The sequence below is a fragment of the Caulobacter sp. SRI_008 genome (assembly GCF_057586355.1).
Map to the genome: position 1 here is coordinate 1 of NZ_JBYCZS010000032.1, position 21,355 is coordinate 21,355.

Genomic DNA, 21,355 nt, shown 5'->3' on the forward strand with positions numbered 1-21,355 from the left:
GCTTCCCACACACGCCGGAAATGATCCGGCACATGGGCAAGGTGCATCTCGATCTCATGCGCCGCTAAAAACTGAATGGCGCGGATCTCTTGGCGACAGTTCGGCGCGCCGCACCGGCAGGCCATGCGCCAGAGCGGCTCGTCTTCCGTCAGGGCATAGTCGAACGTCAGTTCTTCGCCGACGGCAATATCGCGGATAGCAACGAACGCGCGCGGCTCGCGAAAGCGCATGGTCGGCGCGCACGAGTGGTTCAGGAATCGAGCGCCCCCAACAGGGTCGATCCAGCGATGCTCCCCGACGCAAATCCAGTTCGGGTTCGCGAGGGCGTCCGCCTGATTGACGCTCCGCCATTCTCGCTCAACGCCGTCGATCATAAGGACGAGCGCGCCGGCCGCGAAGGGGCGCTCGCTGAAAAGGCCAAGACCCACCCTCCCCGTATCGCGCACGGAGAACGGCCCGGTTTCAGCGGCACGCATCTGGGCAGCAAGTTGGCTCATGCCGCCTCCCGCGCCGCCGCACGCGCACTCAGGAGACAGACGGTCCCGTGCAGCGCGACGTTCACGGCCGGATAGATGAGGAGCACCGGCTCGAAGGAGACGACGAGCGTCAGGATGCCGAGAACCGCATAAGCCGCCGTCCACACGCCCCACGGCACAGGTCGCTCCCGCTCGGGAGCGGCGTAGGTGCTCCTGATGATGGGGACGAAGGCGGTAACACTGGTGACGGCCGCGCCCGCGAGCAGGAACGCGCTCGCCGTGCCCACGAGATCAGGGCCTATGATACCTGACGCCTTCAGGAGCCAGCATCCGAGAGAAGCGAGCGTGATGGCGAGATCGAGCGCGAACGCGATTAGGTCGGCGCGATCCAAATTCCGGACGGTGGACCATCCCTGGAACGATCGCGCGGCGACAAGGACGCTAGACGCGGCGCAGACCGCCGGAAGCAGAAGCACCGGCCAGCTCGCGCCAGCCGTCGCTTCGAGGACGACAACAAGCGTCGTACCGTACGCGAACATGAGCCAACTCGCGGCGTTCGGCCGCGCCTCTGCCCGGAGCGCATGGCGGAGATAGAGCGCGTAGCCTCCCGCCTGGAGGAGTGCTGCCAAGCCGCCGAGGAAGGCGAAGGTTGATAGGGGGCCAATGCTCATTGAACGCGCGGACCTACGGACGCTCCACGGCCCACTGGCCAGAGCCGGGCGGCGTGTACGTATAGGTAGATTGCCCCTGCGCATCCCCGACCCCGCCGAGCATGGGGACAACTGCGATTGCGCAAGCTCGCACGACTAGACGCCGTGCTGCGCCCGGTCCTGGTCCATAGGAACTACGCACTCCCCCTGATGCACGCCCGCCCTCCATGGATGCCCCCGCTCACAAGTGCTCAACTACCGATTTTCCATGTACATAAAAAGCATGTATCGCAATTGTCGGTATAGCGGAAGGGCTGGTCTTGTGAGTTCCAGCCCGCATGTCGAAGTCGGCCTTCACCGACGCCTATGCTTCCGTGGTCGCATCCGTGCGCGCGTTACGCCGCGAGAAGGGCGTGAGCCAGGTGGAACTTGCGCGCCGCCTGGGGCGGCCGCAGCAGTTCGTCTCATATTTCGAGAACGGCATCCGCCGGGTCGATCTCGTGGAGTTCGTGGTCATCGTCCGCGCGCTCGGCGGCGACCCTAAGGAACTATTTGCGGCATTGGCTGACAGTATGTCGCCGGACGTACGGATCTAAGAAACGCAAGCTCTTAGAACGGGGGCCTCATGGGAGAAGCAAAGCGCCGACGGTTGGCAAACTCTCCGCCGGATGGCGGAAAACCGCTACGGCTGAGCGAACGGGCCAAGGCGCTCTGCGAGCGTATTGAGCCTGGCGCTGTCCCCGTTCTACTGCCGTTCACGCCCAGGCCTACCGCCTATGAGACGGGCGTCTGTCACTGGAACGTTGAGCACTGCGTTCGAGAGCACGGCGGCGAGCGCGTGCCTGGGTGGGTAATCTGGGATCAAAATCCGCTGTTTGCCGAAGCCGAGTTCCATTCCGTATGGCGCGATCCCAATGGGAAGCTGGTCGATGTCACGCCTCGCGTTGATCAAGAGACCGAAGTCATTTGGCTCCCATCGCGACTGGATGTTCAGCAGTCAAGCATCGGCGGGACCATTCCAACAAACCCCACCACGCTTCCAACCGCGCCCTACCTGTTTCTGGGCGAACCATCGGGGCAGTTCGTGACCGCGGTCTGGGACCCGTCGACGCGGGCAAAGCTCAGAAGGCTCGGCTTCGGGACGTAACCAACCCAACACTTCCGAAGCTGGTGCTCGAAGCCTCAGTAAGCCGTGACAAGCAGTATCAAATGCAGCGGGCAGAGCGCGGATCGTTACCGCACGCCGGCTTGCGCCTTGCCCCATGCCCATGAGGCTGCACGTTGCTCGTGGTGAAAGGCGTGATCATCGCTGAATATGAAGCCAAGCCGCCGGGCTCCAGTTGCAAAGCCCTTCAAGGCCTCGGGACCGAGCTCCCCGATGCGGGTGCTTGTTTGGTTCACGCAAATTGCCGTGAGCAATGGCAAGCCTCGTGCGTGACAGACGTCAAGCAGTCGGTCCAAGTGCCCTTGCGGACCATTCATGGCGTGCCGAGCTTGCGACCACGCAACACCACTGGCTTGCGCCAGATCACCGTAGCTGGTGCATGTTTGGCCAATGGCAGCCTCCCGCAGGCACGCTAGCGATTTTTCGATATCGAGCTTGTTCCTGCCCTGAGCTCGGCGCGCCCGCTCCTCAAGAAGCTCCCGATAGAATGGCAGGTCAGTAGCGCGCTTCTGCTCATGGTTGGCGATCCAGCTATCGATGTCGTCGTCGCTCTTGCTGGTGAAGTCAGGCATGCGCTCGCGCTCCAGCTAGCCAGTGGAAAGGGCCGGCGCTGATTTGATCGCGAGGACGGCCACAAAGTCGAGGGAGGAGAGAGCGGGCCGTGCTGGTGGCCAAAGTCTCCTCCCTAGAACGTCAGGCGCAAGCGCCCGTCGAAACCGCGACCGTACCATCGAGGAGCAGTGCGGATAGGTCCACATCCTGCCGCCAGAGAGGCGTGCCGGAACGATAGTAGGCCTTGCATAGGTCGAGGATTTTGCTTCCGCCCCCGAGATTGATCGGCGGCCCGATCTCAAGGACACATTCGAACAAGGTCTGTGTAAAGCCGCCGCTTGCCAGGATCACCCCGCCCGCGGCCTTTTCCTCGGACGCGACCATCTGGAGCTTACGCGCAGCAGCCGGGCCGACTTTCTGGCCGATCCAGTGCTTCACCTCGACTAGGTAGGTCGCCTCGTCCGCCGTCAGCCGAAGATCGAAGCCCCCGTCCTTCGCTGCTCGGGTCAATTCGGTTTCGAAGCCGAGCCCCTCGAACACTTCTCGCAGCATTCGCTCTAGGTCTCGCCACTCCATGGCGTTGAGCTCCTCAGGCGCATGAGCGAGCCGCAGCGCCGCCTCTCGCATCGCGTCGCGGAAAATAACCGGCACGCTTTTGGACTGAGCCACGGCGAGAGCGCGGTGCACGATCCAATTGCGCAAATCCTTGGGCGTAAGCAAATCGACCTTGCCCAGGCGATCCGTCTCAACACGCTCAAGCGCCAGCGGCGAAAACTGCCCCAGCGCGATAACCAGCATACGGTCGAAGCCGCCACGGCTACGCGCCTCAAGGGCTTTGTATATCGTCTGGCCGCTGACGTGACCTCTGTGCGCCTTGATCTCCACGCCGATCTTTTCGCGGACGCCCTCCAGTTGCCCCGTGAATTGGAGATCGATCGGCGTGCCACGCTCGCCCTTGGTCGGGTCGCTGACCGCGTAGCCGGCGGCCTTCAAGACCTGCCAGACGATGAGAGACGCCTCATACTCCTTGAGCAACGGCTCCGCCGACAGCAGATCAATGAGAGCTAGGGTCGGGATCAGATCTTCAGGCATCATCCCCTCGTAAACGACGAAATTCGCTACTGGCTCGTCGGCGCTGTAAGCGACGGGCCGCTCGGCAACGCCAATCGGTCGCCAACCATCATGCGGCGCTGCTGATCCGTCCAATGATCCACTGAACGATGTGCCAGGCACTCGCCATGCCCTCGGGATCTCGCGCAATCATCAGCGAAATCGCCCCTAGGCCGAAGGAAAAGGCGATCGCGACACGCCGCACCCAAAGGCGCAGTTGCGTGGCCTCATGGCTCTCATAGGTTCTGAAAGTTGCCTGCTTCGCCACGAATTCCGCGCGAAACAACTCGCGGATCATGTAGGCGCAAACCGCAAAAGAGATAACGGCGACGATGAGCATGCGAGCCTCCACAACATATGATTGAAGGCTTGGCGACTCGGGTTGTCTAGGCGTTAAGAAAGATGACTAACGCCTCACCCAATGACTGCCCGTCAGTTGCCGAGAAAGGGATTGATGGAGGCGAATGAGCGAGATCGCGGCTCCCACTCGCCGCGCTCCCATCGCCCATACGTTCCTTCGTCAACGCCTATGACGGAACCCGCATCCGCGATCGAGAGACCGCGCCTGCGCCGCTCGGCCTTGAGCTTCTCCGGCAGCGTCGCAGGCACGGGCCAGGGCTCGCGTCCGAGGAACCGGATGATTGCCGGATAGAACGAGACGAGCGGTTCGCGCAGGTCCCGCTCCCACCACATCAACGACTTCTCGTCGCAGCCAAGGAGCGACGCGACGTCCACACGGCGCAGGCCAAGGTCTCGCCTCCGGCGACGGAGCTGCGCACCCAGCGTATCGCCGTCGAGCGCTTGCGCCTCAGGCTTCCGGCCGCGCAACGTCACGGGAATGCCGGCCAGCAAAAGGGCAACGCGGCCATGCCGCTGCGGTCACGGCGGGGCCGGACGCGGCGCCTGCGGCAAGGCCCCGCGCTGCCAGCGCGACTACCAGGGCCGGGTGTCGGGTCCGCTGATGGACCGCATAGACCTGGCCGTCGACATGCCCGCCGTCACCGCCGCCGACCTGGCCCTGCCCGCCTCCAGCGAAGGCTCCGCCGAGGTCGCCGCCCGCGTGGCCGCCGCTCGCCGGCTGCAAGCCGAGCGCGCCGAAGACGTCATGCCAGGCACGCCCGAGGTGCTGAACGGCCGCGCCGAGGGCGAACTGCTGGAGCGCATCTGCGCCCTCGACGAGCCCGGCCGCACCCTGCTGACCCGCGCCGCCGAAGCCGGCCGCCTCTCCGCCCGCGGCTGGACCCGCACCCTGCGCCTGGCGCGCACCGTCGCCGACCTGGAGGGCGCGGCGTCGGTCAAGCGCGTGCACATCGCCGAAGCCCTGGCGCATCGCCGGACGGCGACGGCTGGGGAGATGGAAACCCTCTGATCCCCTCTCCCCGTGCGACGGGGACCACGAAGTGTTGGAGGGGCCAAGACTGGGCGCCGCGCCAGATCCTCCCCCTCTGGGGGAGGTGGCCCGAAGGGCCGGAGGGGGGCCGTTTTCAGCCGCCCCAGCGCCACACGTCTCTTCTTCCGTAAAATCCCCGCGAAAGCGGGGACCCAGGCTTTTTCTGAAACCCGCGGCGCTCGACGATAAAACACCTGGGTCCCCGCTTTCGCGGGGATTTTACGGAGTTGGGGCAGCCTTACGCACGCTGCTCACACGGCGTAACCGGAAAAGAGTTGAACCAACTCAACGTCCTAAAACTTTATCACCCCAACTTATCCCCACCTGCTCAACCCGTCCCATAATCAAACCCATCCCAGCCATGGGGAGGGCTCTTGGTACCGGCCCGAGTTAGCGGCTGAGATCGCATCGAGCGGGGCCGCTTGTTGCGTCATGGGAAGGGCGGGTTTGCAGGATCGCTCAGAAGGCGTGATTGGGCCGCCAGCCGTTCCGTGACGAGACAAGCGGGTCGACAGGGCCGGGATCGTTTCAAACCGGCCTAACAGGATCAGCCGAGGCGCCGCCGGATCACCGCGGGGCTATTGGTCCTGCCCGTCCGAGGGACAACCGGGTCCAGGGTTGAAAAAGCACCCGCGCCCCCGGTCCTTCGAGCCAATGATGCGGCGGAGCGGTCAGACGAAGCCGAAACGCTAAAACACATCACGGTCTCCGGGCTCCGCCCGGCCGCTCCGCGCCTCCCCATCAGCTTTCGTGGATCGGCACGGGAGATCGCCAACCCATGTCCCTCTCCCCTTGCGGGAGAGGGTGGCCTCCGAAGGGAGGTCGGGTGAGGGGTCTCTCAAACCTCAAAGCCGCGTGCAGCGGTCAGGCCGGGTGGAGGCGTCCGATATCTGGGAAACCCCTCATCCGACCTGCTTCGCAGGCCACCTTCTCCCGCAAGGGGAGAGGGGCCGCGAACCTGACCTTAACCCGCGCCCCCTACACTCACGCGCCATGACCAAGACCCGCGACGCCGTCACCGCCGAACAGCTGGCCACCTTGAGCCACGAGTTCCGCACGCCCCTGAACGGGGTGCTGGGCATGGCGCGTCTGCTGGAAAACACCAAGCTCACCGCCGAGCAGCGCTCCTACGTTTCCGCCCTGCGCGAGAGCGGCGACCACCTGCTTTCGCTGGTCAACGACGTGCTCGACTTCGCGCGCCTGGGGGCCACGGCGCTGGAGCTGCATCTGGCCCCCGTGCACATCGAGGACCTGCTGCGCCAGGTCGCCGAGCTGATGAGCCCCCGCGCCCACGAGAAGAAGATCGAGATCGGCTGGGCGGTCGAGCGCGGCCTGCCGCCGCTGCTGGCCGACGAGGGTCGCCTGCGCCAGGTGCTGCTGAACTTCGCCGGCAACGCCGTGAAGTTCACCGAAAAGGGCGGCGTGCTGATCACCGCCCGCGACGTCGGCGAGGGCCGCGTGCGCTTCTCGGTGGCCGACACCGGACCGGGCGTCGCGCCCGAACAGCGCGAAAGCATCTTCGAGGCCTTCGTCCAGACCGATCCCTCGCACCAGGCGCAGTTGGGCGGCGCGGGACTGGGCCTGGCCATCGTCGCCCGTCTGGCCGCCGCCATGGACGGCGCGGCCGGCGTCGGGGAAGCAACCGGAGGCGGCGCCGACTTCTGGTTCGAGGCCCCGTTCGCCCGTCACGAAGAAGCGCCCGCCGCCCCGCCGCTCGAGGGCCGCTTCGTCGCCGTGGTCTCGCCCAACCCGGTGGTCCGCGAAGCCGTCGGCGCCCAGGCCATCGCATCGGGCGCCTGGGTCAGGAACCTGGCCGGCCTCGACAAGATCGCGACCCTGCCCGCCGCCACCGTGCTGCTGGTCGACGCCGCCCTGGCCGCGCCGGACCGTCCGCTGGCCGCGCCCGCCGGCCGCGCCGCCGTGGCCCTGCTGACCCCCGACCAGCGCGACCTGATCCCCAGCCTGTCGAAGGCCGGCTTCAGCGGCTACCTGATCAAGCCCCTGCGCCGCGCTTCGCTGGTCACGCAGGTGCTGGCCGCCAAGCCGATCGACGCGGCCCTCGAGGCCATCGTCACCCCGGCCGAGGCCCAGGACGACCGCATCGCCCCGGCCGCCGCCCCCGGCGCCCGCGTGCTGCTGGCCGAGGACAATCCGATCAACGCCCTCTTGGCCCGCACCCTGCTGGAGCGCGAGGGCTGCACCGTCGACCGCATCGCCAGCGGCGACGAGGCCGTGGCCGCCCTGTCGCGCGGCACCTACGATCTCATATTCATGGACCTGCGCATGCCCGGGCTGAACGGCCTGGAGGCCACCCGCGCCGTTCGCGAAAAGGGCGTCGAGACCCCGATCCTGGCCCTGACCGCCGACGCCTTCGACGAGGACCGCCGCCAGTGCCTGCTGGCCGGCATGGACGACTTTCTCGTCAAGCCCCTGACGCCGGCCGCCCTGCGCGAGGCGCTGTCGCGCTGGACCGGCCCGGACCGCCCGCGCCGCTGGACGAACGTCGCGACGCGCGCCAAGGTCGCCCGCTGACGGGACCCGCGCTTTCCCCGTCTTCGGGGAAGATCACATGAGCCAGGACACCACCGGCCAAGGCACTGGCCAAAGCGCTGGCCAAAGCGCTGGACAGACCACCGAAACGGCCGCCCCGCCCGCCCGCAAGGGCCATGGCTGGCGCGACGTACTGGCGGCCCTGCGCGAACCGCGCGTGCTGGTGACCCTGCTGCTCGGCTTCTCATCGGGCCTGCCGTTCATGCTTGTGGGCAACACCCTGGGCTTCTGGTTGCGCGAGCAGGGCATCCAGCTGGCCGCCATCGGCTTTCTGTCCTGGGTCGGCATCGCCTATTCGCTGAAGTTCCTCTGGGCGCCGATCATCGACCGGGTGGACGTGCCGCTGCTGGGCCGCCTGGGCCGTAGGCGCGGCTGGATGATCCTGACCCAGATCGTCGTCGGCGCGGGCCTGTTCGGCATGGCCGCCGTCGGCCCCGGCGGCCATCTGGGAACCTTCGCCCTGCTGGCGGTGATCACCGCCTTCGGCGCCGCCAGCCAGGACATCGTGGTCGACGCCTGGCGGATCGAACGGGCCGAAAGCCCCGACGACCTGGGCCTGCTGACCGCCGCCTTCCAGTTCGGTTATCGCATCGCCATCCTGGCCACCGACGCCTGGATCCTGGTGGCCGCCGCCAAGATCGGCTGGCCGACCTCCTACACCTTCTGCGCCCTGGCCATGCTGATCGGCCTGACGGCGACCGTGTTCGCCGCCGAGCCGGCCCGCACCCCGACGGCCGCCACCGGCGTCGCGGCCGCGCCGCTGTGGAGCCCGCGCGGCTTCTTCGACGCCGTCGTCGGCCCCTTCGTCACCTTCTTCCAGACCCATGGCGCGATGGCGCTGCTGATGCTGTGCACCGTGGCCCTCTATCGCCTGCCCGACTTCCTGATGGGTCCGATGGCGGCGCCGCTCTACACCGACCTGGGTCTCGCCAAGGAGATGATCGGCGCGGTGCGCACCTCGTTCGGCCTGGTCGCCACCTTCGTCGGTATCGCCCTGGCCGGGATCAGCGCCGTCAAGCTCGGCTTCGAGAAGACCCTGGTGCTAGGCGCGGTGCTCGGTCCGGGCTCGAACCTGGCCTTTTCGGCCATGGCCCTGGCCGGCCCCAGCATCCCGGTCTTCGTCGGCGCGATGATCGTCGACAACCTCTCGACCGGCTTCGCCGGCGCGGCCCTGGTGGCCTACATGTCCAGCCTGACCAGCCTGGGCTACACCGCCACCCAGTACGCCCTGCTGTCGAGCACCTACGCCATGCTGGGCAAGTTCTTGAAGGGCTTCTCGGGCGCTGTGGTCGAGGGGCTGGAAAAGCAGTTCAGCCTGATGGCCTCGTACGCGATCTTCTTCGCCGGCACCGCCGCGGTGGGCATCCCGGTCGTGATCCTCTCGGTCGTCCTCTCGCATCGCCAGAGCAAGGCCAAGGCGGCGGCCCAGGCCTCGGCCTGAGCCGCCGCCTGACCGCCTAGCAGGCGCAGATCAGCGGATAGTTGGTCGTGTCGGCGATGGTGGTCATGCCGTAGTACTGCACCAGCACCGACTCCGCCGTGCAGAAGGCGCCCTCGACCCAGGCCTGGTCGTTGGAATAGGCCTCGCCGATGATGAAGAGGTTCGCCGCCGTGGCGCCGGGCACGAGGCCCGTCGGCTGGCGGATGCGCTGCATCACGTCGCAGATGTCGTAGTGCGCGGCCCAGGCGTGATAGCCGGCCCCGAACGGATTGAGCGAGAAGTCGTCGAAGATCGACTCCACCGGCCAGGGGATCTGGTGGGCGGCGTTCGGATCGCCCCAGTGCACCTTGGCCAGTTCCAGCAGCACCATGCGGATCATGGTGTCGGTCGCCTTCCGGGGGCCGAACAGAACCTGGTAGTCCTGGTCGATCGGCACCTTGCGGCGCTCGCCCACACCGATCTCCAGCTCCTGCCAGAACTGCACGTACTGCATGTCGTCGTAGGAGGCGAGCACGCCGTACATGGGCTTGTCGGTGCCCTGGCTGTTGTTGCCGAAGTAGTAGACCTGGCGCAGCGGCAGGTCGGTGATGGTGGGGCCGAAGACGTTGTCCTTGCCCGACAGGTCCGGCGGATAGGGCACGTCGGCGTCGGTCCACCACGGGCGGTCGAAGAACAGCATCACCCGCATCGACGGCTGGCGGATCACCCCGTCCATATAGAGTTGCACGCCCTCGGCGTTGAGGATGTCCAGCGTGCCGGCCGGCATGTCGGCGTAGCGCGTGGCCTCGGCCACCAGATCCAGCGAGGCCGGCGGCATGGCCAGGAAGGCGTTCTGGGTGGTCAGGACCTCGCCGCCCTTGAACGGGTTCTCGGCGCTGGCCAGGCGGTAGTTGACGACGTCGTCCTCCAGCCACACCGAGTGCAGGCGCGTGCGCTGGGTCAGGACGAGGTCCACCCCCGCCTCCCGCGCCGCCGCCAGGGCCTGCTGGTAGAGCTGGACGAAGACCTGGGAATAGCCGCCGTTGACGGTCTTGAACGCCCCGCCCGGCGCGAATTCGCCGTTATAGACGGCGGCGTTGGCGGCGTTCCAGTTGATGACGTTGGAGGTGTAGCCGCCGGCGTCGGCGGCGTACTCGTAGCCCTCGTTGCCGGCCTGGTCGTAGAAGACGTTCCAGTAGCCGATGTTGCCGGCGATCGCGCCGGGCGGATAGACGAACGAGTTGAAGGTGTCCGGCAACCGGCCCGAGCCGTAGAAGGCGCACTGCTGGGTCCGGGTCGAGACCGGCGCATTGCCGGTGATCAGCGCCGAGATGTTGGAGAACAGGGTGGCGGCCGGCTGCTCGTTGTTGCCCGGCGTGTTGTAGGGCGCGGGGTGGGTCGCCAGGTCGTTCTGGTAGATGTGCTCCTCGCGCAGGAACAGCAGCGGGTTGTCGGTGGTGTTGAAGTCGATGACCTTGCCTGCGAGCCCAAGCGCCTGGATGGTCAGGGTGACCAGCTGGTGGCCTTGCGTGCCGTCCCACTCGATGAAGCGCATGCCGCCCGCCTCGATGTAGGACTGCTTGGGATCGTCGAAGCAGAAGTGGGTGACGATGCGCCCCGCAGGCAGGCGCGTGCCCGAGCCCGGCCCGTCGAAGGCGTAATCGCCCCACTCGTAGAGCTGGATCGTGTCGCCCGCGACGGCCTTGCCGCCCGTGACCAGCCGCCAGGCCGTGTAGAGCCCGGCCGGCCCCGCGCCGAAGATCGTATAGGTCGTCGCCATCGCCGCCTCCCCGCTGGTCGCCACGCGCGACCGAAAATTGCATTCGAGCGATTACGCGCAGCGCGGTCCAGGGCGGCTGTGTGAAACCAGACAACCGCCGAAGAAAACGGGGCAAAGAAAAAGGCCCCGGATCGCTCCGGGGCCTTCGTCGTCAGGGCTGACGCCCGCCTCAGTCGGCGACCGTCGCGGTGTCGACCGGGGCTGCGTGATGCTCGTCCGAGCCGTGCGACCACTTCTTGAGGAAGGGCGACAGCAGCAGGAAGATCACGCCGATGCCGGCGGCGATCAGGCCGATGACGTTGAACACCTGCAGCGAGGTGCGCAGCGCCGCCTCGGGGTCCAGCACCTGGCCGCCGACGGTTTCCACCGTCGTCAGGCCGGCGATGAAGCCGCCGACATACTGGGCGATGGCCACGGCCATGAACCACACGGCCATGACGAACGACACCATCGAGGCCGGCGACAGCTTGGTCATCTGCGACAGGCCGACGGGCGACATGCACAGCTCGCCGGTGGTGTGCAGCATGTACATCAGCACCAGGAAGAACAGCGGCATGCGGAAGGCGCCGTCGGCGAAGGTCGAGCCCCACTGCAGGACCAGGAAGCCCAAACCGACTTGAAGCAGGGCCAGGCCGAACTTGACGACCGGGTTGGGGTCCTTACCGCGACGGCCCAGGAAGGTCCACAGGGCCGCGAACACCGGGGCGAAGATCAGGATCCAGCCGGCGTTCAGGGCCTGGGTCTGGGCGGCGTTGAAGCTGGAGTCGATCCAGAAGGTCGAGGCCGGGTCGAGACCCGCCGCCTTCAGCTGACCCGGAGTGGCGATGGTCACCGCGCTTCCGAACAGGTGGATCGGCGCCGAGGTCAGGTTCAGGTTGACGTTGGTGGCCGCGAACAGGTTCAGCGACGAGCCGGCCTGCTCGAACAGGGTCCAGAACACCACCGCGCCGAAGATCAGGAACATGGCCAGGCCCAGGCGCTCGCGCTCGACCTTCTCGACCTTGGTGAACATGAACCACAGGATGTAGCCGATCGAACCGATCATCCCCAGGGTCAGGGTCACGCCGACGATGGCGCTGCGCTGGACCAGGAAGAACACCACGCCCACCGCCAGCAGCGACACCAGGTAGATCAGGTGCTCGCGGCTCAGCGGGCCGGCGACGTTCTGCTTCAGCGCCTTGGCGTCGGGCGCCTCGCCCTTGCCCATCAGCAGCGGCTTGCCCAGCACGAAGACGACGAAGCCGGCCAGCATGCCGATCCCGGCCAGGCCGAAGCCGGCCCACCAGCCGACCTTGACGCCCAGATAGCCGCACAGCAGCGAGGCCCAGAACGAACCCAGGTTGATGCCGTAGTAGTAGAGGGTGAAGCCCGGATCCCGGCGCGGGTCGCCCTGCGGGTAGAGCTGGCCGACGATGGTCGAGATGTTGGGCTTCAGGAAGCCGACGCCGACGATGATCAGCGACAGGGCCAGCCAGAAGATGTTGAGGTAGGTCGGGTCACGGCCCTCGACGCCCAGCTTGTACTGGCCCTTGGGCAGCACGGCCGGCAGCGGCGCGTCGGCCGCCAGGTTCTTGATCTCGAAGTCGCCGGCCTTGTTGGCCGAGATGTCGTAGGGCTTGCCCGCCACGATCAGGCGCGCCACGCGGTCGTCGCCGCGGCCTTCGGCCTGGAATTCGTAGGTCTGGCCCGCATAGGCCAGGGTCTGGGTCGCCGGCTTGCCCTCGACCGCCATGGTCAGGTGGCCGGCCACCAGCAGCAGGGCGCCGAAGGCGACGGCCTTGCGGGTGCCCAGCCACTTGTCGGCCAGGAAGCCGCCGATCAGCGGCAGCAGGTAGACGAGCGAGGTGTAGGACCCATAGTGGGCGTTGGCCACCTTCGGTTCGAACAGGAAATGTTGCGTCAGATAGAAGATCAGGATCGCCCGCATGCCGTAGTAGGAGAAGCGCTCCCACATCTCGGCGAAGAACAGGATGATCAGCCCCTTGGGGTGCTCTTTGATAAGCTGCAGGAATACCGGCAGACCCGTCAATAACGTGACGAGCACGCCAATAACAATGACAATGCTATTCATTCTCGACCTTGACTGTATTCAAGTCAGATAGGGCGACACCAACGGTCGTTTCGCCCTCCCCTCCCCAGTTCGCGGGGAGAAGATCACGCGGCTTTCCGTTTCACAAGCAAAGGCTTGCCGGAAGGGAGCGCTTGCCCCGCCCCGCGCGTTTCAGTGGCGACAGGTTCCGCAACGACACCCGCAACGACTGGGGAACGCGCATGCAATCGTCAAATCCCGACCATCCGATCACCTGCGCCCGCGAGAGCGGCCGCGTGCGGGTGCTGTTCGAAGGCCACGAGATCGCCGACAGCGACGACGTCCTGGTGCTCCGCGAGGCCGACTATCCGCCGGTCCGCTACTTCCCGCGCGGCGACGTGGCCATGGCCTTCCTGCGCAAGTCCGACAAGACCACCCGCTGCCCCTACAAGGGCCAGGCGACCTACTACACGATCTATCGCGACCGGCAGATCATCGAGGACGCCGTCTGGTCCTACGAGTCGCCCCTGCAGGGCATGGACCGTCTGGCCGGGCGGCTGGCCTTCTATCCGCAGCATGTCGACTTCCAGAACGACGCGCTGAGCCCGGCCGAGTCCGCCGCGATCCCCGGCGCGGCCCCGCGCAGCGCCCACGACATCGACGAGATCGTCCGCCACACCGACAGCGGCTCGGGCAGCAGCCAGGCCGAGCACTGGGAGGCCAATGTCTCGATGCCCGACGACGAGGCCTGGGAGGGCGACGAGGACCAGGTGATCGGCCGTCCGTACCACGGAACGGGCTCGATCTAGGGGGACAGGTGGGCCCGCCGACACAAGCCCATGTATGAAAACACACATTTTTGTCACTCCACGGCGCCGTTCGCCCTTGCCAAGCGTTGCAACCCAGGAGATCGTCTCAAATGAAACCGTCCGCTCCCTCCCCCAGGGAGAATAGAGACGGAGGAGGAAGCCATGGCCTATATCAGCCTGGAGGCGCGCCACCAGACCGCGTCGCCCCGCCGCCGGATCCGTTGGGAACGCGTCGCGATCGTCGGCGCCAGCCTCGGCCTTTGGGCCGGCATCATCGCCCTGGCCACAGCCCTTTCCTGACCCTACGGCGCGGAGAGCTCGCGCGCCGCTTGGCCGCGAGATGTCCATGCCCCTGAATCCGTGCCGCCCGATCTCCATCGGCGTCGCCCGACCGGCCGCCGACGTCTATGACTACGCGCGCCGCCCCGAGACCATGCCCGAATGGGCCGCGGGCCTGGGCGGCGGCCTGCGCGCCTTCACCGAGCCCGACGTCTGGATCGTCGATGCGCCCGGCGGCGAGGCCCGCGTGCGCTTCTCCCCCGACAATCCCTACGGCGTTCTCGACCACTGGGTGACTCTGGCCGACGGGACCGAGGTCTTCGTCCCCCTGCGCGTGGTGGCCAACGGCGACGGCGCCGAGGTCACCCTGACCCTCTTTCGCCTGCCCGGCATGGACGACGCCGCCTTCGAACGCGACGCCCAGGCGGTGACCCGCGACCTGCAGACCTTGAAGGCGCTGCTGGAGCGCTGAGCTGCGGGCAAAGAAAAAGCCCCCTCCCAGCTGGGAGGGGGCTCGTTTCTGATTTGGCCTTGAGACTTAGAACTCTTCCCAGGCGTCGGCTTCCACCTTCAGGGCGGCCGAGCCTTCGCTGGCGAAGGCGGCGGCGCGGGCTTGCGCGGCGCGGGCTGGGCTGGCGGCGGGGCGCGAGGCGGGCGAGGCCGCGCGCGGGGCCGAGGCGACCGCGGCGCCGCCGGTCACCTTGAAGCGGCCGACCTGCACGGCCAGTTCGCCGGCCTCGCCCTTCAGCGAGTGGGTGGCGGCCGTGGCCTCTTCCACCATGGCGGCGTTCTGCTGGACGACCTGGTCCATCTGGTTCACGGCGCTGTTGACCTGGTGCAGGCCGGTGGCCTGCTCCTGGGCGCTGGCGGCGATCTCGCCGACCAGGGCGTCGATGCTGGCGACCTGGCTGACGATGGCGCGCAGGGCCTCGCCGGTCTGGCCGACCAGGGACACGCCCGAGCCGACCTGCTGGGTCGAGGTCGAGATCAGGCCCTTGATCTCCTTGGCGGCCTCGGCCGAGCGCTGGGCCAGGGCCCGCACTTCCTGCGCGACGACCGCGAAGCCCTTGCCGGCGTCGCCGGCGCGGGCGGCTTCGACGCCGGCGTTGAGGGCCAGCAGGTTGGTCTGGAAGGCGATCTCGTCGATCACGCCGATGATGTTGCCGATCTGGCCCGAGGACTGCTCGATGCCGGCCATGGCGCTGACGGCCTGGTCGACGATCCGGCCCGAACGCTCGGCGCCGGCGCGGGCGTCGGCCACGAGGCCCGAGACCTCCTTGGCGCCGGTCGCGGTCTTGCGGACGGTGGCGGTGATCTGGTCAAGCGCGGCGGCGGTCTCTTCCAGGCTGGCGGCCTGCTGCTCGGTGCGGCGCGACAGGTCGTCGGAGGCCTGGGCGATCTCTTCCGAACCGGCGCGGATGCCGCCGGCGGCGCCGTTGATGCCGCGCATGGCTTCTTCCAGGCGAGCGACGGCGGCGTTGAAGTCGGCCTTCAGCTGTTCGGTTTCCGGGGCGAAGCGGGCGGTGATGCGGAAGGTCAGGTCGCCGTTCGACAGGTGGTCCAGGGCCTCGGCCAGGGCGGCGACCGCGACAGCGTCTTCCTGGGCCTTGGCGGCCTTCTCGGCCTCAACGCGGGCGCGCTCGCTCTCGGTCAGGCGACGCTGCTCGACGGCCTCGCCTTCCAGGCGCAGCTTGTGGATCGCGGCGTCCTTGAAGCTCAGCACGGCCTCGGCCATCTGGCCGACCTCGTCCTTGCGGCCGACGGCCGGGACTTCGATGCTGTTGTCGCCGCCGGCCAGGCGGCGCATGGCGGCCGTCATCGCCGCCACCGAGGCGCCGATGGTCGCCGACAGCATCCAACCCATCACCCCGGCGATGGCCAGGGCGACGACGCCGCCGATCGCCAGCGACAGGATGGCCGTGTCCATGGCCGACTTCATTTCCTTGGCCCGCAGCGCCACGCGGTCGCTGGCCGCGGCGGTCAGTTCCTGCTGCACGGCGCGGATCTGCGTCAGGCTCTTGCGGCCCGTCAGTTCACCGGCGGTGACGCGGCCCATCACCGGGTCGTTGGCCATGGCCACCTGGACCGGCTCGGCGATCGTCGTGCGCCAGTCGGCCATCGCCGCGCGCAAGCGCTGGATGCGGGCCTTCTGCTCGGCGACGGTGGTCTTGCCCTCGAAGGCGTCCAGCGCCTGGTCGAACTGGCTCGCGTTGTCCTTGTAGGTCTGGGCGAAGTCGGCGTCGCCGAGCAGGGCGTAGGCCCGCAGGGCGTTCTGCTGTTCCAGCACCAGGTTCATCACCGACTGGGCGTCGGTGGCCAGCGACTGGCTGCGCTGGCTGGAGACGGCGGCGTCCTCGATGCGCTGCAGGCTGGTGTACACCACCGCCGACGAGGCGATGAAAGCGATGATCAGCGCGCTGAACGCGATGCCCAGCTTCGTCGAGATCTTCAAGTCGTTGAAACGCATTTCGCCCAGCCCTCAACCTATCATTCGATAAGACGAGGAACTGGGCGATAAAACTTAAGCACAGATTGCAAAACGCAGGAATAACAACGCTATTCAGCGTTTTAGATGCGACACAATACCGCATCGCCCATCTGAACAGTCGTAAGTTCACCTCCAAGATCACGGGTACGCGCACCCGAATCCAGAGCGGCCTTGACCGCCGCCAGCAGACGATCGGCGGCTTCGACTTCCTTCAGCGACCAGCGCAGGGCCATCTCGAACGACAGGATGGCGGCCAGCGGATTGGCCAGGCCCTTGCCGGCGATGTCGGGGGCCGAGCCGTGGATCGGCTCGTACAGGCCCGGCTTGTTCGGATCGCCGATGGCGGCCGAGGGCAGCATGCCCAGCGAGCCGGTCAGCATGGCCGCCGCGTCCGACAGGATATCGCCGAACAGGTTGTCGGTGACGATGACGTCGAACTGCTTGGGGGCGCGCACCAGCTGCATGGCGCAGTTGTCGGCCAGGATGTGCTCCAGCTCGACATCCGGATACTCGCGCTTGTGCAGCTCGGTGATCACCTGCTTCCACAGCAGGCCCGACTCCATGACGTTGGACTTCTCGGCCGAGTGGACCTTGTTCTTACGGCCGCGGGCCAGCTCGAAGGCCACGCGCCCGGCGCGCTCGATCTCGCTGGTCGTGTAGAGGGCGGTGTCGAAGCCCTTCTTCTGACCGTCGGGCAGGGTCTCGATGCCGCGCGGCTCGCCGAAATAGACGCCGCCGACCAGCTCGCGCACGAACATGATGTCGAGGCCCGAGACCAGTTCGGTCTTCAGGCTGGACGCGCCGGCCAGGGCTTCGAAGCAGTAGGCCGGGCGCAGGTTGGCGTAGACGTTCATGGCCTTGCGCAGGTTCAGCAGGCCAGCCTCGGGGCGCAGGTGGCGCGGGGCGTCGGCCCACTTGGGACCACCGACCGCGCCCATCAGCACCGCGTCGCTGGCCAGGGCGCGATCACGCACCTCGTCGGTCAGCGGCGTGCCGTGCGCGTCATAGCTGGCGCCGCCATAAATGGCTTCCTCGACCACCAGGTTCGGCGTGAGCGCGGCCGCGACGCGGCGCACCTCGGCGCAGACTTCCGGACCGATGCCGTCGCCGGGGAGCAGGAGGAGCGTAGCCATTTCAGATCTCGCGATAGTCAGAAACGTCAAAAGAGGACATGCGGCGGTCGTGGACGCCGTGCTCGGCCTGAGCCGCGCGCCAGAGCGCCATATGCGGCGAAGCGCGATGGAAGGCCAGAGCCGCTTCGTCAATGAAGTGCTCGAACACCAGGATCAGGCCGGGATCAAGCGGATCCTCGGAGAGGGCGTAGGCCAGGCACCCCGGCTCGCCGCGCGATCCTGCCACCTGGGCCGCCAGGTGCGGCCGCAGGCTCTCCAGGCGCTCGGGCGCGAAGCGGATGGAGCCGGCGAGGATCAGGGTCATTCTGGTAGCCTCCCCCTTCCCCCTTGATGGGGGAAGGGTCGGGGATGGGGGTGAAGCTGCGCGTCAAGCTGAAGCGAGGCGGCGACTGTGTCCACCGCCGTAGTCACCCCCACCCCAGCCCTCCCCCATCCAGGGGGAGGGAGCGCGCCGAGCTATTCCAGCCAGGGCTGGCCGATGGCGCGCTTGCTTTCGAAGACGTCGATGTCGGTGGCGTGCTGCAGGGTCTCGCCGATGGCGTCCAGGCCCTTGAGCATCTTCTGCTTGCGGACCGGATCGATCTGGAAGGCGAAGGTCTTGCCCGAGGGCGAGATCACCGTCTGGGCTTCCAGGTCGATGCTGACCATGTGGTTGCCGCCCTTGGCCTCGTCCATCAGGAGCGAGACCTCGTCGGGCGCCAGCACCACCGGCAGCAGGCCGTTGTTGAAGCAGTTGTTGTTGAAGATGTCGGCGAAGCTCGTGGAGATCACGCACAGGATGCCGAAGTCCATCAGCGCCCACGGGGCGTGCTCGCGCGAAGAGCCGCAGCCGAAGTTGTCGCCGGCGATCAGCACGGACGAGCCCTTGTACTCCGGCCGGTTCAGCACGAAGTCGGCGATCTCGTTACCCGCCGCGTCGAAGCGGAAATCGAAGAACAGACCCTTGCCCAGACCTTCGCGCTCGACGGTCTTCAGGAACTGCTTGGGGATGATCTGGTCGGTGTCGATATTGGCCAGCGACAGGGGCGCCGCGCGGCCGTCGAGACGGGTGAAGGCTTGCATGTCGCGCCTCTCCTAGTTCTTCAGCGTCTGGGTAATGGCCCAGCGCTCGGTGCGGCCGTTCAGCTGGCCGCTGCTCGGATCGGTGAGAACGGTCTTGCTCTCGCAGTCGGCCTTGACCGGCAGGCCGATCTTCAGGTCGATCTCGTAGAGACAGCCGCTGGTGTTCTCGAACTTCATCTTGGCGAACATCGCCTTGACGTCGGGCTTCTGGGCGTCGGGACCCATCTGGGCGGCCATGGCCTCGATCATCTTGGCGATGATCGCCGTGGTCGACTCCGGATCCAGGCTCCGGCTCCAGCGCACCACGCCGACGCCGCGCGCCTCGTCGATCTTCTCGATCGAGACGACGCCCTTGGCCTTGATCGCGCCGCCGCCGAACGGGCTGGCGATCTCGTCGTCGTAGGTCAGCGGCTTGCCGACCTCCAGCTCGACGTTCACCGGCACGGTCAGCAGGCTGTCTTCCTTGAGCATGACCGTGGCGGCCTGCTCGGGGCTCATCCTGGCGAACATGCTGGTCACGGCGCCGATGGCCTTGGCGGCGTCCGCGTCGTCGCCGGCCAGGGCGGTCAGCGCCTTGGTGACGTCGGCGACCGTGGCCGGCCAATCCTCGATCGACACCGGCGAGAGGCTTTCGTCGGCGTCGTAGACATAGGTCCGCGCCAGCATGCCCTCGAGCGCGGCCTGCACCTTGGCCTGCTGCGCGGCCGTGCCGACCTTGGGCAGCTCGGTCGACACCGGCTTCAGCGTCACGCGGTAGCCGTCGCCCCGGGTCTCGATCGTCTTGGCGTAGACCGTCTTGCCGCCGATCGGCGCGGCGGCCTTGCCGTCACGGATGTCCTCGCGGCTCTTGACCACGACCATCTCGACCTGCGCCGTCTTGGGCAGGTCGAGCGGCGCGGCGAAGGTCGAGGCCGCCGCCAGGGCGAGCAGCAGACTCACGACAGCAGGGTCCGCACATCGACCAGGTGGCCGGCGATCGCCGCCGCCGCCGCCATGGCCGGCGAGACCAGGTGGGTGCGGCCGCCGCGGCCCTGACGGCCTTCGAAGTTGCGGTTGCTGGTCGAGGCGCAGCGCTCGCCCGGCTCGAGGCGGTCGGGGTTCATCCCCAAGCACATCGAGCAGCCCGGCTCGCGCCAGTCGAAGCCGGCGGCCTTGAAGATGGCGTCCAGGCCCTCGGCCTCGGCCTGTTCCTTCACCAGGCCCGAGCCCGGCACGACCATCGCCTTGACGTGCGGCGCGACGAGACGGCCGTGCAGGAAGGCTTCCTGCACCACCGCGGCGGCGGCGCGCATGTCCTCGATGCGGCTGTTGGTGCACGAGCCGATGAAGACGCGGTCGATCCTGGCTTCCGAGATCGGCTGGCCGGCGGTCAGGCCCATATATTCGAGGGCCCGGTGGGCGGCGGCGCGCTTGTCGGCCGTGCCGAAGCTTTCCGGCTCGGGCACGTTGCCGGTCACCGGGATGACGTCTTCGGGGCTGGTGCCCCAGGTGACCATCGGCACCAGGGCCGAGCCGTCGATGACGACGGTGCGGTCGAAGACGGCGCCTTCGTCGGTGAAGAAGGTCTTCCAGTGGGCCACGGCCATGTCCCAGGCCGCGCCCTTGGGCGCGGCGGGCTTGCCCATGACGTATTCGAAGGTGGTTTCGTCAGGCGCGACCAGGCCGGCCTTGGCGCCGCCCTCGATGGTCAGGTTGCAGAGGGTCATGCGGCCCTCCATCGTCAGGCCGCGCACGGCCTCGCCGGCGTATTCGATGACATAGCCGGTGCCGCCGGCCGTGCCGATCTCGCCGATGACGGCGAGCGCGATATCCTTGGCGGTGACGCCGGGGCCCAGCTGGCCGTCGACCCGAACCAGCAGGTTCTTGGCCTTCTTCTGGCGCAGGGTCTGGGTCGCCAGCACGTGCTCGACTTCCGACGTGCCGATGCCGTGGGCCAGGGCCCCGAAGGCGCCGTGGGTCGAGGTGTGGCTGTCGCCGCAGACGATGGTCATGCCCGGCTGGGTGCGGCCCTGCTCGGGACCCACCACGTGGACGATGCCGTTGCGGATGTCGCCCATCGGGAAATACTCGATCCCGTTGTCGGCGACGTTGCGGCCAAGCGTCTGAAGCTGAAGGCGCGCCTCCTCGTCGGCGACGGCGTCGACGCCGGCGGCCTGGTTCTCGGTCGGCACGTTGTGATCCGCCACGGCGAGCGTGCGGTCGGGCCGGCGCACGGGGCGATGCGCGGCGCGTAGGCCGGCGAAGGCCTGCGGCGTCGTCACCTCGTGGATGAGATGCAGGTCGATGTACAGGATGGCCTCGCCGTCGGCTTCGCTGACGACGTGGGCGTCCCAGATCTTGTCGTAGAGGGTCTTTGTTGCGCGGGTCATAGCGCCTCGCATCTAGGCCCGAAGCGGTGGCGCGTAAAGCGTGGATGCGCCGAAAATCCGCTGCGTGACCGCCGGGCGGTGATCGATCCTGCC

At 67.4% G+C, this 21,355-nt stretch carries 21 protein-coding genes and 1 pseudogene; 8 read left to right on the top strand and 14 right to left on the bottom strand.

The features are described from left to right. Together AC2YHT_RS22665 and AC2YHT_RS22670 are read right to left on the bottom strand one after the other, a co-directional pair. Positions 1 to 497: SET domain-containing protein (locus AC2YHT_RS22665; protein WP_487292112.1), on the bottom strand; the 497-nt coding region annotated here is incomplete at its 3' end. Beyond that, the gene (locus tag AC2YHT_RS22670; protein WP_487292113.1) at positions 494 to 1,147 is read right to left on the bottom strand and encodes a hypothetical protein; all 654 of its coding nucleotides are present in this window, start codon (positions 1,145 to 1,147) and stop codon (positions 494 to 496) included. The genes AC2YHT_RS22665 and AC2YHT_RS22670, both read right to left, overlap by 4 nt. A gap of 317 nt (positions 1,148 to 1,464) precedes the next feature. On the opposite strand from AC2YHT_RS22670, the gene AC2YHT_RS22675 reads away from it, so the two are divergent. Next, positions 1,465 to 1,722, top strand: a complete 258-nt coding sequence (locus tag AC2YHT_RS22675; RefSeq protein ID WP_487292114.1) for a helix-turn-helix domain-containing protein — start codon at positions 1,465 to 1,467, stop codon at positions 1,720 to 1,722. 29 nt (positions 1,723 to 1,751) lie between these two features. Continuing rightward, the gene (locus AC2YHT_RS22680) at positions 1,752 to 2,273 is read left to right on the top strand and encodes a hypothetical protein (RefSeq protein WP_487292115.1); all 522 of its coding nucleotides are present in this window, start codon (positions 1,752 to 1,754) and stop codon (positions 2,271 to 2,273) included. 86 nt (positions 2,274 to 2,359) lie between these two features. On the opposite strand, the gene AC2YHT_RS22685 is transcribed toward AC2YHT_RS22680, so the two are convergent. From AC2YHT_RS22685 to AC2YHT_RS22700, 4 genes are all read right to left on the bottom strand, one after another. Next, on the bottom strand, positions 2,360 to 2,863 hold the full coding sequence (locus AC2YHT_RS22685; protein ID WP_487292116.1) for a hypothetical protein: 504 nt from the start codon (positions 2,861 to 2,863) through the stop codon (positions 2,360 to 2,362). Positions 2,864 to 2,984: 121 nt separating this feature from the next. Beyond that, positions 2,985 to 3,935 (bottom strand): restriction endonuclease, encoded by a 951-nt coding sequence (locus AC2YHT_RS22690; RefSeq protein WP_487292117.1) that lies wholly within the window; start codon positions 3,933 to 3,935, stop codon positions 2,985 to 2,987. Positions 3,936 to 4,023: 88 nt separating this feature from the next. Next, the gene (locus tag AC2YHT_RS22695; protein WP_487292118.1) at positions 4,024 to 4,293 is read right to left on the bottom strand and encodes a hypothetical protein; all 270 of its coding nucleotides are present in this window, start codon (positions 4,291 to 4,293) and stop codon (positions 4,024 to 4,026) included. Positions 4,294 to 4,385: 92 nt separating this feature from the next. Further along, entirely contained in the window at positions 4,386 to 4,805 is a 420-nt protein-coding gene (locus tag AC2YHT_RS22700) for a helix-turn-helix domain-containing protein (RefSeq protein ID WP_487292119.1), read from the bottom strand. Positions 4,806 to 4,809: 4 nt separating this feature from the next. Between AC2YHT_RS22700 and AC2YHT_RS22705 the strand changes: the two are divergent. The 3 genes and pseudogenes from AC2YHT_RS22705 to AC2YHT_RS22715 form a co-directional block, all read left to right on the top strand. After that, positions 4,810 to 5,322: pseudogene (locus AC2YHT_RS22705) on the top strand (magnesium chelatase subunit ChlI family protein); the annotation flags it as partial. 1,014 nt (positions 5,323 to 6,336) lie between these two features. Next, the gene (locus AC2YHT_RS22710) at positions 6,337 to 7,875 is read left to right on the top strand and encodes a response regulator (protein ID WP_487292120.1); all 1,539 of its coding nucleotides are present in this window, start codon (positions 6,337 to 6,339) and stop codon (positions 7,873 to 7,875) included. A gap of 37 nt (positions 7,876 to 7,912) precedes the next feature. Continuing rightward, a complete protein-coding gene (locus tag AC2YHT_RS22715) occupies positions 7,913 to 9,334 on the top strand; it encodes an AmpG family muropeptide MFS transporter (protein WP_487292121.1) in 1,422 nt (473 codons plus the stop codon). Between the two features lie 16 nt (positions 9,335 to 9,350). On the opposite strand, the gene AC2YHT_RS22720 is transcribed toward AC2YHT_RS22715, so the two are convergent. Both AC2YHT_RS22720 and AC2YHT_RS22725 read right to left on the bottom strand, forming a co-directional pair. Then, a complete protein-coding gene (locus AC2YHT_RS22720; protein WP_487292122.1) occupies positions 9,351 to 11,093 on the bottom strand; it encodes a flavin monoamine oxidase family protein in 1,743 nt (580 codons plus the stop codon). Between the two features lie 169 nt (positions 11,094 to 11,262). Continuing rightward, the gene (locus AC2YHT_RS22725) at positions 11,263 to 13,164 is read right to left on the bottom strand and encodes a peptide MFS transporter (protein ID WP_487292123.1); all 1,902 of its coding nucleotides are present in this window, start codon (positions 13,162 to 13,164) and stop codon (positions 11,263 to 11,265) included. Between the two features lie 200 nt (positions 13,165 to 13,364). Here AC2YHT_RS22725 and AC2YHT_RS22730 point away from each other — a divergent pair, with 200 nt between their 5' ends. From AC2YHT_RS22730 to AC2YHT_RS22740, 3 genes are all read left to right on the top strand, one after another. Beyond that, positions 13,365 to 13,931 carry a DUF427 domain-containing protein gene (locus AC2YHT_RS22730; RefSeq protein WP_487292124.1) on the top strand — a complete coding sequence of 189 codons (567 nt, stop codon included), beginning with the start codon at positions 13,365 to 13,367 and terminating at the stop codon, positions 13,929 to 13,931. A 162-nt stretch (positions 13,932 to 14,093) separates the two neighbouring features. Beyond that, a complete protein-coding gene (locus tag AC2YHT_RS22735; RefSeq protein WP_487292125.1) occupies positions 14,094 to 14,231 on the top strand; it encodes a hypothetical protein in 138 nt (45 codons plus the stop codon). A 46-nt stretch (positions 14,232 to 14,277) separates the two neighbouring features. Then, complete coding sequence (locus tag AC2YHT_RS22740; protein ID WP_487292126.1) at positions 14,278 to 14,682, top strand: SRPBCC family protein; 405 nt, start codon at positions 14,278 to 14,280, stop codon at positions 14,680 to 14,682. Between the two features lie 66 nt (positions 14,683 to 14,748). Here the strand turns inward: AC2YHT_RS22740 and AC2YHT_RS22745 are convergent, their stop codons facing one another. The 6 genes from AC2YHT_RS22745 to leuC form a co-directional block, all read right to left on the bottom strand. Beyond that, positions 14,749 to 16,677, bottom strand: coding sequence for a methyl-accepting chemotaxis protein (locus tag AC2YHT_RS22745; RefSeq protein WP_487292127.1), 1,929 nt, complete (start codon positions 16,675 to 16,677; stop codon positions 14,749 to 14,751). A gap of 101 nt (positions 16,678 to 16,778) precedes the next feature. Further along, complete coding sequence (gene leuB / locus AC2YHT_RS22750; RefSeq protein ID WP_487292128.1) at positions 16,779 to 17,831, bottom strand: 3-isopropylmalate dehydrogenase; 1,053 nt, start codon at positions 17,829 to 17,831, stop codon at positions 16,779 to 16,781. 1 nt (position 17,832) lies between these two features. Beyond that, complete coding sequence (locus tag AC2YHT_RS22755) at positions 17,833 to 18,135, bottom strand: putative quinol monooxygenase (RefSeq protein ID WP_487292129.1); 303 nt, start codon at positions 18,133 to 18,135, stop codon at positions 17,833 to 17,835. 152 nt (positions 18,136 to 18,287) lie between these two features. Further along, entirely contained in the window at positions 18,288 to 18,893 is a 606-nt protein-coding gene (gene leuD / locus AC2YHT_RS22760; RefSeq protein WP_487292130.1) for a 3-isopropylmalate dehydratase small subunit, read from the bottom strand. Positions 18,894 to 18,905: 12 nt separating this feature from the next. Next, complete coding sequence (locus AC2YHT_RS22765; protein WP_487292131.1) at positions 18,906 to 19,832, bottom strand: hypothetical protein; 927 nt, start codon at positions 19,830 to 19,832, stop codon at positions 18,906 to 18,908. After that, positions 19,829 to 21,262, bottom strand: a complete 1,434-nt coding sequence (gene leuC / locus AC2YHT_RS22770) for a 3-isopropylmalate dehydratase large subunit (protein WP_487292132.1) — start codon at positions 21,260 to 21,262, stop codon at positions 19,829 to 19,831. The genes AC2YHT_RS22765 and leuC overlap by 4 nt, the downstream gene beginning before the upstream one ends. Positions 21,263 to 21,355 lie beyond the last annotated feature (93 nt).